At 30.9% G+C, this 16,966-nt stretch carries 13 protein-coding genes; all 13 read left to right on the forward strand.

From position 1 onward, the window contains the following. Window positions 1-36 precede the first annotated feature (36 nt). The 13 genes from ACX6CF_RS06915 (at window position 37) to proC (ending at window position 16,965) form a co-directional block, all read left to right on the forward strand. Window positions 37-2,439: an FtsK/SpoIIIE family DNA translocase gene (locus tag ACX6CF_RS06915; protein WP_458784575.1), complete on the forward strand. Its 2,403-nt coding sequence runs from the start codon at window positions 37-39 to the stop codon at window positions 2,437-2,439. A gap of 63 nt (window positions 2,440-2,502) precedes the next feature. Next, entirely contained in the window at window positions 2,503-4,173 is a 1,671-nt protein-coding gene (locus ACX6CF_RS06920; protein WP_458784576.1) for a formate--tetrahydrofolate ligase, read from the forward strand. Window positions 4,174-4,241: 68 nt separating this feature from the next. Next, window positions 4,242-5,093 (forward strand): bifunctional methylenetetrahydrofolate dehydrogenase/methenyltetrahydrofolate cyclohydrolase FolD, encoded by an 852-nt coding sequence (gene folD / locus ACX6CF_RS06925; protein ID WP_458784577.1) that lies wholly within the window; start codon window positions 4,242-4,244, stop codon window positions 5,091-5,093. A 60-nt stretch (window positions 5,094-5,153) separates the two neighbouring features. Further along, entirely contained in the window at window positions 5,154-6,491 is a 1,338-nt protein-coding gene (rimO, locus tag ACX6CF_RS06930) for a 30S ribosomal protein S12 methylthiotransferase RimO (RefSeq protein ID WP_458784621.1), read from the forward strand. Then, the gene (pgsA, locus tag ACX6CF_RS06935; protein ID WP_458784578.1) at window positions 6,475-7,008 is read left to right on the forward strand and encodes a CDP-diacylglycerol--glycerol-3-phosphate 3-phosphatidyltransferase; all 534 of its coding nucleotides are present in this window, start codon (window positions 6,475-6,477) and stop codon (window positions 7,006-7,008) included. The genes rimO and pgsA overlap by 17 nt, the downstream gene beginning before the upstream one ends. 41 nt (window positions 7,009-7,049) lie before the next feature. Next, window positions 7,050-8,279 (forward strand): competence/damage-inducible protein A, encoded by a 1,230-nt coding sequence (locus tag ACX6CF_RS06940; RefSeq protein ID WP_458784579.1) that lies wholly within the window; start codon window positions 7,050-7,052, stop codon window positions 8,277-8,279. Between the two features lie 297 nt (window positions 8,280-8,576). Next, window positions 8,577-9,671, forward strand: a complete 1,095-nt coding sequence (gene recA / locus ACX6CF_RS06945; RefSeq protein ID WP_458784580.1) for a recombinase RecA — start codon at window positions 8,577-8,579, stop codon at window positions 9,669-9,671. Window positions 9,672-9,871: 200 nt separating this feature from the next. Beyond that, complete coding sequence (locus ACX6CF_RS06950) at window positions 9,872-10,501, forward strand: regulatory protein RecX (RefSeq protein ID WP_458784581.1); 630 nt, start codon at window positions 9,872-9,874, stop codon at window positions 10,499-10,501. 151 nt (window positions 10,502-10,652) lie between these two features. Next, window positions 10,653-12,218 carry a ribonuclease Y gene (gene rny, locus ACX6CF_RS06955; protein ID WP_458784582.1) on the forward strand — a complete coding sequence of 522 codons (1,566 nt, stop codon included), beginning with the start codon at window positions 10,653-10,655 and terminating at the stop codon, window positions 12,216-12,218. 181 nt (window positions 12,219-12,399) lie between these two features. Beyond that, window positions 12,400-12,663 (forward strand): stage V sporulation protein S, encoded by a 264-nt coding sequence (locus tag ACX6CF_RS06960; RefSeq protein ID WP_458784583.1) that lies wholly within the window; start codon window positions 12,400-12,402, stop codon window positions 12,661-12,663. A gap of 495 nt (window positions 12,664-13,158) precedes the next feature. Next, a complete protein-coding gene (locus ACX6CF_RS06965; protein WP_458784584.1) occupies window positions 13,159-14,352 on the forward strand; it encodes a pyridoxal phosphate-dependent aminotransferase in 1,194 nt (397 codons plus the stop codon). A 388-nt stretch (window positions 14,353-14,740) separates the two neighbouring features. Continuing rightward, window positions 14,741-16,120, forward strand: a complete 1,380-nt coding sequence (gene purB, locus ACX6CF_RS06970) for an adenylosuccinate lyase (protein WP_458784622.1) — start codon at window positions 14,741-14,743, stop codon at window positions 16,118-16,120. A gap of 50 nt (window positions 16,121-16,170) precedes the next feature. Next, window positions 16,171-16,965: a pyrroline-5-carboxylate reductase gene (gene proC / locus ACX6CF_RS06975; RefSeq protein WP_458784585.1), complete on the forward strand. Its 795-nt coding sequence runs from the start codon at window positions 16,171-16,173 to the stop codon at window positions 16,963-16,965. The last annotated feature ends 1 nt before the right edge of the window (window position 16,966 follow it).

A 16,966-nucleotide genomic window follows, 5' to 3' on the forward strand; every position in this document is an offset into this window, starting at 1 on the left:
GTATACAAATAAACATAAAGAAGAGGGGGTAGTGATATGGCACCTAAGAAGAAAACGACTACTAAATCACCTAAGAAAAAAACTACAACTAAAAAATCAACAACAAAGAAAAAAGACGAAGATATAATCTCAAATGATATAAAATATGAAATAATAGCTTTAACATTTTTTTCTTTTTCATTACTCATGTTTGTTAGTGTTTATTTTAATAAAGCAGGAGCATTGGGAAGAATTATCAACAATCTGTTCTTTGGATTATTTGGAGTGAGTGCATACTTAATACCAATAATAATACTTATGGCTTCATTTTTTAAGATATTTAATAAAGGAAATAAATTACTAAATAATCGAATTTATCTAGGTTGTATTTTATTATTGATAATATCCATATTTTCACATGTTATATATATAAAAGGAACTCAGGTTTTAAAAGTTAGCGGCTTAGAAGCTTTTTTCCCAGCGCTGGCAAATTATTATAAATTATCTACAACTAGAGTGGCTGGGGGATATTTAGGTGGATTATTTGGCGATTTACTTATTTTATTTATTGGCAAGATAGGTACTTATATACTACTTATATTAATAAGTATAATTCTTGTTATATTACTATCACAAAAATCATTATTCAAATTCATCAAGAATATAGGACTAAAATTAAAAGATAGTAGTAAAAATGCAATTGAGAAATCTAGAGAAGCTAGAGAAAGTATGATTGAAGAGTACAGGGATAATGATGAAGGTGAAGAGGAAACAGAAAATAATAAAGACAAGATTAGTTTCCTTAGCAAGGTATCACTTAATATTGATGATAAGCCTATTGAGAATTTTTTGGAAGAAGAAAAAGAAGTAGAAGTAGTACATAAGAAGGTTGAAGAAAAATATGTTCCACCAAAAGAAGAAGCTAAGAAAACAAAACCGACAGAGGTAATACAACCAACAGAAGAAATTATCAAAGAAGAAACATTGAAAGAAAAACCGGAGAATATAGAATATAAATTCCCACCTATTGATTTATTGAAGAAAAACCCTTTAGGCGGTAACAAAGGTTCTAAAAGTGCTATACTGAAAAACGCTGATAAGCTAGAGAAAACTCTTGAAAGTTTTGGCGTTAGAGCTAAAGTACTTAATGTTAGTTGTGGTCCAACAGTAACTAGATATGAGTTGCAACCTGAACAAGGTGTAAAAGTGAGTAAAATAGTATCTTTGGCAGATGATATCGCATTAAATCTTGCAGCGTCTGGTATAAGAATTGAAGCGCCAATTCCTGGTAAATCAGCAGTTGGTATAGAAGTACCAAATAAGGAAGTTAGCTCAGTATATTTACGAGAAGTTATAGATACAGAAGATTTTAAGCAATTCCCTTCCAGTGTTGCATTTGCCCTTGGTAAAGATATAGCTGGTAAAGTAATCGTTGCTGATATCGGACGTATGCCTCATATGTTAATAGCTGGTGCAACTGGTTCTGGTAAAAGTGTATGTATAAATACTTTAATTACAAGTATTATCTATAAATCAACTCCAGAACAAGTGAAATTAGTAATGATTGATCCAAAAGTTGTTGAACTTAGTGTTTACAATGGCATTCCACATTTATTAATACCTGTTGTAACAGATCCTAAGAAAGCAGCAGGTGCACTTAACTGGGCAGTAAGTGAAATGTCAGATAGATATAAATTGTTTGCTGCATCGAATGTAAGAGATGTAAAAGGTTATAATAAACTTGTAGTCAAAAATGGTGAAGGAACAAAACTACCTCATATCATAATTATAGTTGATGAATTAGCGGATTTGATGATGGTTGCTCCAAATGATGTAGAAGATGCAATTTGTAGATTGGCTCAGATGGCAAGAGCAGCAGGTATACATTTGATTATTGCTACACAAAGACCTTCTGTAGATGTCATTACAGGACTAATTAAAGCCAATATACCATCAAGAATAGCTTTTTCAGTATCTTCAGGTACTGATTCAAGGACTATTATTGATATGAATGGTGCAGAAAAACTTTTAGGTAAAGGTGATATGCTCTTTTATCCAGTAGGAATACAAAAACCTTTAAGAGTACAAGGAGCATTTATATCTGATAAAGAAGTTGAATATATTGTAGAGTTCTTGAAAGAAAGCAGGAAAACAATTTATAATGATAAGATTATAAGTCAGATATCAGCTGATAAAGCTGTTCTTGGTAAACAAGACGATAAAGATGACTATTATAATGAAGCATTAGAATTAGTTATTGAAAAGCAGAAAGCCTCCGCATCAATGATACAAAGACGATTTAGAGTTGGTTATAATAGAGCTGCTAGAATTGTTGACCAATTACATGATTCAGGTATTGTAGGTGGTGAGGAAGGAAGTAAACCTAGAAAAGTTTTAATAACTAAAGCGGAATATGAAGAAATGAAAAATCAAGTATCTGCAACATCAGAAGACGGGTAGTAACTAAAAGTTATAAATATTTACTTTAATAATGACTAATTTTTATTAGAAGGAGAAATGAAAATGAAAACAGATATTCAAATAGCTAATGAAGCTACAATGGAACCTATTAGTGTAATAGCTAGAAAATTAGGTATGACAGAAGATGACATTGAATTTTATGGTAAATATAAAGCTAAAGTAACTGATGAGTTATATAAGAAAGTAGAAAATAATGAAGATGGAAAACTTGTACTTGTCACAGCTATAAATCCAACACCAGCTGGTGAAGGTAAAACTACAACAACAGTAGGACTTGGCCAAGCAATGGGAGAATTAGGCAAAAATGCTATTATCGCACTTAGAGAGCCTTCATTAGGTCCTTGTATGGGCATAAAAGGCGGTGCTGCTGGCGGTGGTTATGCACAAGTTGTACCTATGGAAGATATAAATTTACATTTTACTGGTGACATACACGCAGTTAGTATCACTCATAATTTATTGTCAGCAATGCTTGATAATCATTTGCAGCAAGGTAATACTTTAGGTATTGATCCAAGACAGATAGTATGGAAAAGAGTTGTTGATATGAATGATAGAGCTCTTAGAAGTATTGTTGTTGGTCTAGGTGGTAAGATGCAGGGAGTTCCGAGAGAAGATGGATTCATGATTACTGTTGCATCAGAAGTAATGGCTATTTTATGTCTAGCTAGTGATTTGGAAGACCTTAAGAATAGATTAAGTAGAATTGTAGTTGCCTATACATATAATGGCGCTCCAGTAACTGCTGGTGATTTAAATGCACAAGGAGCTATGACTGCATTATTAAAAGATGCTATAAAACCTAATCTTGTTCAGACATTAGAAAATACACCAGCTCTTATGCATGGTGGACCTTTTGCGAATATTGCTCATGGTTGTAATAGTATTAGAGCAACAAAACTTGCATTAAAGCTTGGTGATATTGTTATTACAGAAGCTGGATTTGGTGCTGATCTAGGTGCTGAAAAATTCTTAGACATTAAATGTAGAAAAGGCAATCTAAAACCTGATGCTATCGTTATTGTAGCAACTATAAGAGCTCTAAAGTATAATGGTGGAATAAGTAAACAAGAGCTTGGGACTGCTAATGCCTTGGCAGTAGAAAAGGGTTTTGTTAATCTAGAAAAGCATATAGAAAATCTTCAACAATATAATGTACCTATTGTTGTAACCCTTAATTCTTTTGTTACAGATTCTGATGAAGAAATATCGTTAGTAAAAGAAAAATGTGAAGCAATGGGATGTGAATTCGCTATCTCAGAGGTATGGGAAAAAGGTGGTAAAGGCGGTATAGAATTAGCCCAGAAAGTTCTAGAGACTCTAGAAACAAAACAAAGTAATTTTACACCTTTATATGATGAAAATGATAGTATAGAAGATAAAATCATGTGTGTAGCTACTAAAATATATGGAGCAGATGGTGTTAATTACACACCAAAAGCAAAAAAATCCATCAAAAAAATTATTGATATGGGACTTGATAAATTACCTGTTTGTATAGCTAAAACACAATATTCATTTTCTGATAATGCTAAGTTATTAGGTAGACCAGAAGGTTTTGATATTACTGTTAGAGAAGTAAATATATCAGCTGGAGCAGGATTTATAGTAGCTATAACTGGAAATGTTATGACTATGCCAGGATTACCTAAAAAACCAGCGGCAGAAAATATTGATGTAGATGAGACTGGAAAGATAAGCGGATTATTCTAGACAAGAAAAGAGGCTATGCCTCGTTTTATGTAGGATTTTCCTATAAGATAAATAAGGAGGAATCACTAATGAATACTGTCATAATTGATGGAAAGAAAACATCTAAAGATATTAAGGATGAGCTTATTGTTGAAATAAAAGAATTGAAAAATAGGGGTGTAGAACCTACTCTTGCAGTTGTTTTAGTTGGTAAAGACCCTGCTTCACAAGTTTATGTAAAGCATAAGAAAAAAGCTTGTGAATACGTTGGAATGAGATCTTTATCTTATGAACTAGATGAAAAAACTACTGAAGAAGCACTTCTTGAGTTAATTAGTGAATTAAATAGTAGAGATGATGTACATGGGATTTTAGTACAGCTACCATTACCTAAACATATTGATGAAGAAAAAATTCTTCTAGCTATAGATCCATCTAAAGATGTAGATGGTTTCCATCCGTACAGTGTAGGGAATCTTAGTATAGGTAGAGATGGTTTTGTTTCATGTACCCCAGCAGGTATTATAGAGCTGATTAAGAGGTATAATATAGAGATAGAAGGAAAAACTTGTGTAGTTATAGGTAGAAGTAATATTGTTGGTAAACCAGTATCTATGTTATTATTAAAAGAAAATGGTACTGTAACAATATGTCATTCTAGAACTAAAAATATTAAAGAAATATGTAAAAATGCTGATATTCTAGTTGTTGCAATAGGTAGAGCTAACTTTGTTACAAAAGAATTTGTAAAAGAAGGTGCTACAGTTATTGATGTAGGAATGAATAGACTTGATAACGGCAAACTATGTGGCGATGTTAAATATGACGAATGTTCAGCTATTGCAGGTGCAATAACACCTGTGCCAGGTGGTGTTGGTCCTATGACGATAGCGATGCTTATGAGTAATTGCGTAAAATCAGCAAAAAGTATGATAAAATAATAGTTATCTTCTATGGCACAGATTATATAACTTGAAAACAAAGGAGTGTTCTTATTGAACATAAAAATTTCATTTATTTCACTTGGTTGCGATAAAAATCTTGTGGATAGTGAAGTAATGTTAGGATTATTAAGAGATAAAGGATATACATTAATAAATGATGAAACAGAAGCAGATGTTATAGTTGTTAATACATGTGGATTTATTCAAGATGCAAAAGAAGAGAGTATTGGTACGATTATAGAGATGGGGCAGTATAAAGAGAATGGTAAATGTAAAGCTTTGATTGTAACAGGCTGCCTTGCTCAGAGATATCAAGATGAACTTATAAAAGAAATGCCTGAAATAGATGCTATTCTAGGAGTTTCTAATTATGATAAAGTAATTGAAGCAGTTGAATCAGTACTTGATAATAAGAAATATATTGCCTTTGAGGATAATGACCGTCTTCCTGAAGACTATATTAACAGAGTAATTAGTTCAGGAGGATATTCTACTTATCTTAAAATCGCAGAAGGATGCGATAATCATTGCACATATTGTATTATTCCTAAGATAAGAGGAAAGATAAAAAGCAGAACAATAGAAAGTCTTGTTGAAGAGACTGAATACTTAGCTAAAAATGGTATTAAAGAATTAATTCTAGTAGCTCAAGATACCACAAAATATGGTATTGATATTTATGGAGAAAAGAAGTTACCCACTTTGCTTAGACAATTGTGTAGAGTGGATGGAATAGAATGGATTAGATTATTATACTGTTATCCAGAAGAAATAACAGACGAATTAGTCGAAGTAATTAGAGATGAACAAAAAGTTCTTAATTATTTAGATATGCCTATTCAACATGCTAATAATGATATATTAAGAAGAATGGCAAGAAAAGGCACAAAAGAAATGATTAATGAAGCAATATCAAAGCTTAGAAAAGCAATACCAGACATTTGCCTTAGAACTACACTTATTACAGGTTTCCCTGGAGAGACTAGAGAGCAATTTGAAGATATGAAAAAATTTGTACAAGATGTTAGATTTGATCGTTTAGGAGTTTTCTCATATTCGCCAGAAGAAGGGACACCAGCTGCATTATTTGAGGACCAAATAGAAGAGGATACAAAAGAAGCTAGAAAAGATGAAATAATGGCTCTGCAACAGGGAATATCTAAGTCTATTAATGAAGAATTAATAGGTAAAACGTATTCGGTCATTATTGAAGGATATATGCCAGAGGATAGGGTGTATTGTGGAAGGACTTATCGTGATGCTCCTGATGTAGATGGGATGATATTCGTAAGTTGTCCTTACGAATTAATATCGGGAGATATAATTAATGTTAGAGTTAGTTCATCTAATGAATATGATTTAATAGGAGAGATTATCAATGAATATAGCGAATAAGTTAACTTTGTTTAGGGTTATATTAATTCCATTTTTTTTACTGTCACTATATATAATTGAAGCACCATATGGCAATATAATAGGTGTTATAATATTTATTATTGCTAGTTTAACAGATTTTCTTGATGGATATTTAGCTAGATCAAGAAACCTTGTAACAGATTTTGGAAAATTTATGGACCCTCTTGCTGATAAATTATTAGTAGCTTCAGCACTCATTTATTTAGTAGAAGTTAAAGAATTAGCTGCATGGATTGTTATAATAATAATCAGTAGAGAATTCATTATCAGTGGAGTTCGCCTTGTTGCTGCTAATAAAGGTATTGTTATTGCAGCAGGATGGTGGGGAAAGATAAAAACCATGACTACAATGATTATGATTATAGTAATTCTATGTAATTTTAATTTTGAAGGCATAGTTGTTGTTGAACAAATACTTATATACGCATCTTTATTGTTTACAGTGATATCTGCGCTTGATTATATAACAAAAAATATAAATTTATTTCATGAATAAATATATTTATGATTAATTGGATACTGAAAGGATGAAACCATATGACTGCTGAAATAATAGCCATTGGAACAGAATTATTACTTGGAGATATTTTAAACACTAATGCAAGGTACTTATCAAGACAATTAGCAGATATGGGAATCTCTGTTTACTACCAATCAGTTGTAGGCGATAATGTTGATAGATTACAAGAAACATTAAAAAATGCTATGAATAGGACTAGCATCATTATCACAACTGGGGGGTTGGGGCCTACAACTGATGATTTATCTAAAGAAACTATTGCCAAAGTATTGGATTTACCTCTTATTGAACACGAAGAGTCAAAAAAGAGGATAATTGATATCTTTAAACAACGTGATATATATATGGCAGAAAACAATTTGAAACAGGCATATATACCAGAAGGTGCTATTGTTCTTGAAAATGATAATGGAACAGCTCCAGGATTTATTGTCAAAACCAAAAAGAATATAATTATCGTTTTACCTGGTCCGCCTAGTGAAATGAAACCTATGTTTGAAAATGGAGTTAAAAAAGAATTAGAAAAATTGAATGAAGGTGTCATCTATTCAAGGACTGTAAAATTATGTGGTATAGGAGAAAGTACAGTCGCAAAGATATTACAAGATTTAATAGATAAGCAAACTAATCCTACGATTGCACCTTATGCAAAAGATGGAGAAGTTCATCTTAGGATAACTGCTAAAACGAATGAAGAATCTGAAGCTATCAAATTAATTGATGATATGGAACATAAAGTCGCTGATTATGTTTCAGAATATATCTATACTAATGATGAAAAAACTCTAGAAGAAACAATAGTAGATATACTTAAGAACAAGAATCTTACTCTATCTGTGGCAGAATCATGTACTGGTGGATTGCTAAGTGGTAGGATTATTAATTGCTCTGGAGTATCTGATGTATATAAGGAAGGTTTTATTACCTACTCTAATGAAGCCAAAATGGAATATTTGGGAGTTAGTAAAGATACACTTGATAAATATGGTGCGGTAAGTGAAGAAACTGCTATAGAAATGGCTGAGGGACTCATCAGAAAGTGTAATACATCTGCTTCTATATCTATTACAGGAATTGCAGGACCAACTGGAGGTACAGAAGATAAACCAGTAGGGCTTGTTTATATAGGTGTAAGTTATGATGGTGTTACTACTGTCAAAAAATGTATCTTTTATGGTAATAGACAAAAAATCAGAACGAGAGCTGTAGTAGAAAGTCTTATAATGTTATGGAATAGAATTAAATAATAATAGATTGAACTTATTGAAATGGGCGTATAGATGATTAAGTTCAATATATATAAATTAAGCTTATGATTAACCATAGGCTTAATTTATAGTATAGAAAAGTTTTATGATTTAACATTTTCAGCAAAAATATTATTAATACATAGGAAACTTTTCTGTAAAAAGAAATATAAAACATTCTAAATTGAAATATTTGTAAAAATGTATTGACGTGGTATAAATTATATATTATAATTATAAACGAACATAAGTTCGGTTTTTTAATCTGAAAGGGGGAACCTAGTTAATAGGGCATATATGAAAGAAGATAAAAAAAGAGCATTAGAAGCGGCGATATCCAATATTGAGAAACAATATGGTAAAGGTTCAATAATGAAGTTAGGTGAATCAAGGGAGAATATGAACATTGAAACTATTCCTACAGGGTCACTTAGTTTAGATATAGCACTTGGTGCTGGAGGTCTACCAAAAGGAAGAATTGTGGAGGTCTATGGACCAGAATCTAGTGGTAAAACAACTGTTGCACTACATATGGTAGCAGAAGCACAGAAAAAGGGTGGTATAGCAGGTTTTGTTGATGCTGAGCATGCATTAGATCCAGATTATGCAAAAAAAATAGGTGTGGATATTGATAATTTATATATATCACAACCAGATAATGGAGAACAGGCACTTGAGATTACGGAAACTATGGTTCGTTCAGGTGCAATTGATATGGTTATAATTGACTCAGTTGCTGCACTTGTGCCAAGAGCAGAAATTGAAGGAGAAATGGGAGACTCTCATGTAGGACTTCAAGCAAGACTTATGTCTCAAGCATTAAGAAAACTTACAGGATCTATAAATAAATCAAATTGTATTGTTATCTTTATCAATCAGTTACGTGAAAAAGTAGGAGTAATGTTTGGGAGTCCTGAAACTACAACTGGTGGTAGAGCACTTAAGTTCTATTCATCTATTAGACTTGATGTTAGAAGAATTGAAACATTAAAACAAAGTACTGAATTCATTGGAAATAGAGTCAGAGTTAAAGTTGTTAAGAATAAGATAGCCCCACCATTTAAAACAGCTGAATTTGATATTATGTTTGGAAAAGGTATATCAAAAGTAGGTGATACATTAGATTTAGCAACTCAAGAAAATATTGTTAATAAAAGTGGTGCATGGTATTCTTATAATGAAATAAGATTAGGGCAAGGTAGAGAAAATGCAAAGCAATACTTAAGTGATAATCCTGAGTTATTAAAAGAGATAGATACTTTAGTAAGAAAACATTTTGATATTCCAGTAGATGGGGTACAAGATGAAGGCAATAAGAATAGTGATTCCAAAAAAGAAAAAGACAAAGAAAAACAAAAAGAAACGACTGATTCTAAAAAGGCTAAAAAGTAATTAGTTTTGTTTTACTAAATTTATCTAAGAAGTTAAATTATCATGGTAGTGAAAAGGGGCTTCTCATAATCCGTTTTTATATCAATATAGTAGACAAATAGTTGTTATCTACATATTGATAGTCAAAAAAATAGATTATAAGACAGCCTCTTTTAAATAAAAGATATATAATGACTAATGTGTCCTAAGAAAGGATATTTATGATTATTACAAATATTTTTCAGAATAAAAGATTTAAAAATTATTATGATATTTATATAGATGGCGAATACATGTTTTTTATCACTTATAAAGAACTGAAATATTTGAAATTAAAAGAAAATGATTCTTTATCAGAAGAATTATTACACAAAATAAATCAAGACTATGTTTATCCAAGAGCGAAGAGTAGGGCTTTTAGACTATTACAAAGAAGAGATATGCCTAGAAAAGAAATTATAAGAAAATTGAAAGATACAGGCTATAATGAATATATAGTTAATAAAGTTGTTTCGTTTTTAGAAGAATACAATTTTATTAACGATAGGCAATATACAGAAAAATATATTAATTATAACAAAGAAAGAAAAAGTTTGAAACGAATCAGTATGGAACTTATAAAAAAAGGAGTATCTAAAGATATATTTAATGAATTGGCAGAAAATACAGAAATATGTGAAGAAGAGGTTGCATATAATTTGTTATATAAAAAATATAGAAATGTAGGTACTATAGATAATATAATCAAAAGAAGAATGATAGGTTATTTAATGAGAAAAGGTTATAATTACGGTTTAATTAATAAAGTAATTAACCAATTTATACAAAATAAAAAGTTAATGAATACATGATAAATATGTAAAAAAAGTTATGGAATATGTATATTATTTAAAAGAGTTTTTATTAAAACTTGACATAATATCTAAAACGTTATAAAATTTATATGTTATGGAAAATAACATCATGCACAATGAAAAATAAATAATGAGGAGGTGTTACCATTTGAACGTTACTATAAATATAATATTACTAGTAATATTAATACTTGTCGTTGCAGTTGTAGTTGGAGTAATAACTTTTAAGCTTGGTGTTTCTTATAGAAAGAAAGTAGCAGAATCTCAATATGGATCAGCTGAACAAAAAGCTAGAAAAATTGTTGATGATGCTATAAAAGAAGCTGAATCTATTAAACGAGAAAGTCGTTTAGAGATTAAAGAAGAAACTTATAAAATCAAAAGTGATTTAGATAAAGAAGTTAAAGAGCGAAGAAATGAATTACAACGCCTTGAGCGACGACTTCTTCAAAAAGAAGAATCTCTTGATAAAAAAGCTGAAAGCTTTGAAAGAAAAGAAAATCAGTTAGTATCTAGAGAAGAGCAATTAGTAAAAATGAAAGCAGAAGTATCTGAATTACAGAAAAGACATGTCAAAGAGTTAGAGAAAATTTCTGGCCTCACCTCCAATCAAGCAAAAGAGTACCTTTTAAAATCTGTTGAGAACGAAGTGAAACATGAAACAGCAATTTTAATTAAAGAATTGGAAGTAAAAGCAAAAGAAGAGGTTAACAAGAAATCAAAAGAAATATTGGCAAACGTAATACAGAAATGCGCAGTTGATCATGTGGCTGAAACTACTGTATCAGTAGTACCTCTCCCAAGTGATGAGATGAAAGGAAGAATAATAGGTCGAGAAGGAAGAAACATTAGAACCTTAGAGACTTTAACAGGAATAGATCTTATTATTGATGATACGCCTGAAGCGGTTATACTTTCTGGATTTGATCCAATAAGAAGAGAAGTTGCAAGAATTGCACTAGAAAAATTAATTGTTGATGGAAGAATCCATCCTGCAAGAATTGAAGAAATGGTAGAAAAAGCTAGAAAAGAAGTTGAGAATATTATTCGTGAAGAAGGTGAAATGGCTACTTTCGACACAGGTGTTCATGGATTACATCATGAATTAACAAGATTGTTAGGTAAGATGAAATTTAGAACAAGTTATGGACAGAGTGTTTTAAAACATTCAATTGAAGTATCTCATTTAAGTGGATTAATTGCTGGTGAAATCGGAGTAGATGTAAGAGTAGCTAAACGTGCTGGTTTATTACATGATATTGGTAAATCAGTTGACCATGAAATGGAAGGTTCACATGTTTCCATAGGTGCAGACTTATGTAGGAAATATAAAGAATCAGAAGTGATTATAAATGCTGTTGAAGCACATCACGGTGATGTAGAACCTACAAGTCTAGTTGCTGTCATTGTACAAGCAGCTGATGCTATATCTGCTGCAAGACCAGGTGCACGACGTGAAACATTAGAAACATATATTAAAAGACTTCAACGTCTTGAAGAGATTGCTGATGAATTTAAAGGTGTCGATAAATCTTTTGCTATTCAAGCAGGTAGAGAAATTAGAATCATGGTTATTCCTGACCAGACAAGTGATGAAGAAATGGTATTACTTGCAAGAGAAATTTCTAAGAAAATAGAAGATGAATTGGAATATCCAGGACAAATTAAAATTAATGTTATAAGAGAAACAAGAGCAGTTGAATATGCTAAATAATAAAAAGCGTGAGAAATCACGCTTTTTTTGTGTTTTAGTTAATTTTTTGTAGAAATTTTGTGTTTTATATTAATTGAAAAAAATAAAAATTAATATTGTCCATAAAAATTGATTGAAAAAAAGGAAAAAAGAATTTCTTATTGAATTATTAACTATAACCAAAAAAAGGGGGTCTTTTAAAGTGGAAGTTTTAAAAGTTGCTGCAAAATCTAATCCCAATTCGGTAGCTGGTGCTCTTGCTAATACAATCCGTGAACAAGGCGGTGCTGAATTACAAGCAATCGGGGCAGGTGCATTAAATCAAGCAGTAAAAGCAATAATAATTGCAAGAGGATATGTGGCGCCATCTGGTATCGATTTAGTTTGTATTCCAGCTTTCACTGATATTGATATTAATGGAGAAGAAAGAACAGCGATTAAATTAATCGTTCAATCAAAAAATTAGTTTAAAAGTGTGCATGTCACACTTTTCTTTTTTTCCTCTTTTTATGGATATAATTCAGAAAATTAATCCTGTCATATGATATTCTATTTATTCTATTGAGTTTATCATAATTTCCTTGATTTTATAAATTTTTAATGGTTTAATATATTCGAATGAAGTAGAGTCTTCTCAATTTTACTATGCTAATATAAGATTATTCTTTACTACATCACATCAATAAACTACTATAGATTATTAACACATTGCAAAACATTGAATTTATTTTCAAAAATGATGTATATAAATTAGAGATAACAAAAAAATAATTGTAACAATGGTTATGAAATGAAGATATTTATATTTGATATTGCAAAAATAATTGCTAAATGTTAATTTGTATTAAAGAAAACATTAAAAAACGAATAAATTCAAAACAGAACTTGCAAAATTACATAAAATATATTACAATATGTTTAATTGCAAAAAGTAATAATAATAAAAGGGTGGTGTTTGTACATGATATTATCGAGTAAAGGTCTAGATATAAAACCTTCATCAACATTAGAAATTACAGCAAAAGCCAAACAAATGAAAGCTGATGGTATAGATGTGGTAGGATTTGGTGCAGGCGAACCAGATTTCGATACACCAGATCATATAAAACAAGCTGCTATAGAAGCCATTAATGAAGGATTTACTAAATATACACCTGCTTCAGGTATACTTCCTTTAAAAAAGGCTATATGCAGTAAACTGGAAGAGGACAATAATGTTTCATACAACCCAAGTCAAATTGTTGTAAGTAATGGAGCAAAACATTCTTTAACTAATACGTTCATGGCGATATTGAATCCGGGGGATGAAGTTATTATACCAGCCCCATTTTGGTTAAGTTATGTTCAAATGGTTAAAATAGCAGATGGTGTACCAGTTGTAGTAAAAACAAGTAAAGAAAATAATTACAAAGCGACTATAGAAGATTTGAAAAATGCATTAACAGATAAAACAAAAGCTATTTTGATTAATAGTCCAAGTAATCCAACAGGTATGGTATATTCAGAAGAAGAACTTAAAAAAGTAGCTGAATTTGCAGTGAAAAATGATTTGTTCGTCATATCTGATGAAATATATGAAAAACTTATTTATGGTGACGAGAAGCACATAAGTATCGCTTCATTTAGTAAAGATATCTATAATAGAACAATAGTAATTAATGGTGTTTCGAAAAGTTATGCTATGACTGGTTGGAGAATCGGTTATGCTGCTGCTCCAGTAGAAATAGCCAAAATTATGTCTAATATTCAGAGCCATGCTTCTTCTAATCCTAACTCAATAGCTCAAAAAGCTGCTTTAGCTGCTATTAGTGGTTCGCAAGAATGTGTGGATAAAATGAAGACTCAATTTGATAAAAGAAGAGAATATATGTATGATAGGGTATCTAGAATGCCATATGTATCTGCAATCAAACCACATGGTGCATTTTATGTATTTGTTGATTTAGATGGTGCATTAGGAAAGAAATATAAAGGCGAAGTTATTGAAAACGCTAATATTTTTGCAAAGCTATTATTAGATTATGAGAAGGTTGCTGCAGTACCATGTACCGATTTTGGTTATGATACTCACTTTAGACTATCGTATGCTATATCTATGGACAATATAGAAAAAGGATTGGATAGAATAGAAGAATTCCTTAATAATTTACAATAAGATTGAATTTTAATAAAAGAGCTGTTTCAATTTAATTTTTGAAGCTGCTCTTTTTTGTGATTTAGTCTATTTTTTTGATTAAAAAACAAAACTTTTTACTTGCCTAACTTAACTTTTTATTTTATGATATAATAAGTTAGAAACTTGTAATATCAAGGAAAATATATTGAACGTATTGTAATGGATACACAGATGATTAAGTTTAATATATTTAATAACTTATGAAAGATTTGTTATGAAACAAATCATATAAATTCAATGTTTGTAATACACATAATACAATCAATTGACGAAAATGATTAATTGTATTAATAAATATACTGAAAGGATGATATAGTTGAATAACGTTTATGAAACACCATTGGGAGCTAGATATGCAAGCAAAGAAATGTTATATCTCTTTTCTCCAGATAAAAAATTTAAAACTTGGAGAAAGTTATGGATAGCACTTGCGGAAGCTGAAAAAGAATTGGGTATTGATATTAGTGATGAACAGATAAATGAATTGAAAAAGTATCAAGATGATATTAATTATGAAGTAGCAAAAGAAAGAGAAAAAGTTGTTCGCCATGATGTTATGTCCCATGTATATGCTTATGGGTGTCAAGCTCCAACAGCTAAACCTATAATTCATCTAGGGGCAACTAGTTGTTATGTAGGAGATAATACAGATATAATAGTTATGACAGAAGCACTAAAATTGATAAAAGATAAATTGGTTAATGTTATAGATAAATTGGCTAACTTTGCAATTGAATATAAAGATATGCCTACACTAGGATTTACCCATTATCAACCAGCTCAGTTGACTACTGTGGGTAAAAGAGCTTGTTTATGGTTAGAAGACTTATTAATGGATTATGAAGACGTTGAACACCAATTAAATAAAGCTAAACTCAGAGGAGTAAAAGGTACTACTGGAACTCAAGCCAGTTTCCTTAATCTTTTTGAAGACAATCATGAAAAAGTTAAAGAATTAGATAGACTAGTTTCATCAAAATTAGGTTATGGAGATACTTTTCCTGTAACAGGACAAACTTATCCAAGAAAACTAGATTCACAAATGCTAAATGTATTGAGTACTATTGCTCAATCAGCATATAAATTCAGCAATGATATTAGATTATTACAGAATCTAAAAGAAATAGAAGAACCATTTGAAAAAAGTCAAATTGGATCATCCGCTATGGCTTATAAAAGAAATCCCATGAGAAGTGAAAGAATATCATCGTTAGCTAGACACATTATATGTAATGCTCTTAATCCGGCAATTACAGCTTCAACACAATGGTTTGAGAGAACACTTGATGATAGTGCTAATAAAAGGTTATCAGTGCCAGAAGCCTTTTTGGCTACAGATGCAGTATTAGAGATATTTATGAATGTAGTTGATGGTCTTGTAGTATATGATAAAGTAATTCATCAAAGAATCATGAGTGAATTACCTTTCATGGCTACTGAAACCATTCTAATGGAAGGTGTTAAACGTGGTGGGGACAGACAAGAATTACATGAAAAAATAAGAGTATTATCAATGGAAGCTGGTAAACAGGTTAAGATGGAAGGTAAGAAAAATGATCTAATTGAACGTATATTAGCTGATGGAACATTTGGGATGAGTGAAGAGGAAATAATATCTATCTTAAGACCAGAAAATTTCATTGGAAGATCACCACAGCAAGTTGAAGATTTCATTACTGAATATGTAAAGGTTATATTAGATGAAAATAAAGATGTATTAGGTAAAACTGCTAAGCTAAGTGTTTAATAATTGCTTAGACGAAATATAGTTAATGGTACATGGAAAAGAGGTTGGGTATGAGTAAAGTAGGTTTTATTGGTACTGGAAATATGGGCTATGCTATGATGAAAGGAATTGTAGATAGTCTAAAGGACGTAGAATTATTATATACAGATGTTAATAAGAGTAGATTAGAAGAAATCAAGTCAGATATTGGGTTTAATTATGTGAATAGTAATGGGGAGTGTGTGGAAAAATCAAAGTATGTTATATTAGCTGTAAAACCACAGTATTATAGTCAAGTACTTAATGATATTAAAGAAGTTATTACTGATCAGCATATAATTATATCTATAGCACCTGGTATTAAGATTGATGATCTGAAAAATAAACTTGGTAATGAAACAAAAATTGTTAGAGCTATGCCTAATACTCCAGCATTAGTTGGACAAGGTATGAGTGCTATAAGTTTTTCAGATGATCCCTATGAAGCTGATGAAAAAGACATGGTAACTAATATTTTTAAATCATTTGGTGAAATGGTAGAATTACCAGAACATCTTATGAATGCTGTCGTAGCAGTATCAGGAAGTTCACCTGCATATGTATATATGTTTATTGAAGCTATGGCTGACGCAGGAGTGTTATTTGGATTACCTAGGGATACATCATATAAATTAGCAGCTGGTGCGGTTCTTGGCTCGGCTAAAATGGTCTTAGAAACAGGTAAACATCCTGGAGAGTTAAAGGATGCTGTGTGTTCACCAGGAGGAACGACTATAGAAGCTGTATCAGAGCTTGAAAAAAACGGTTTTAGAAGTGCAGTAATCGAGGCTATGAAGTCATGCTATAACAAAACAATGTCATTTTAGA

This window comes from Vallitalea sediminicola, from assembly GCF_054408565.1.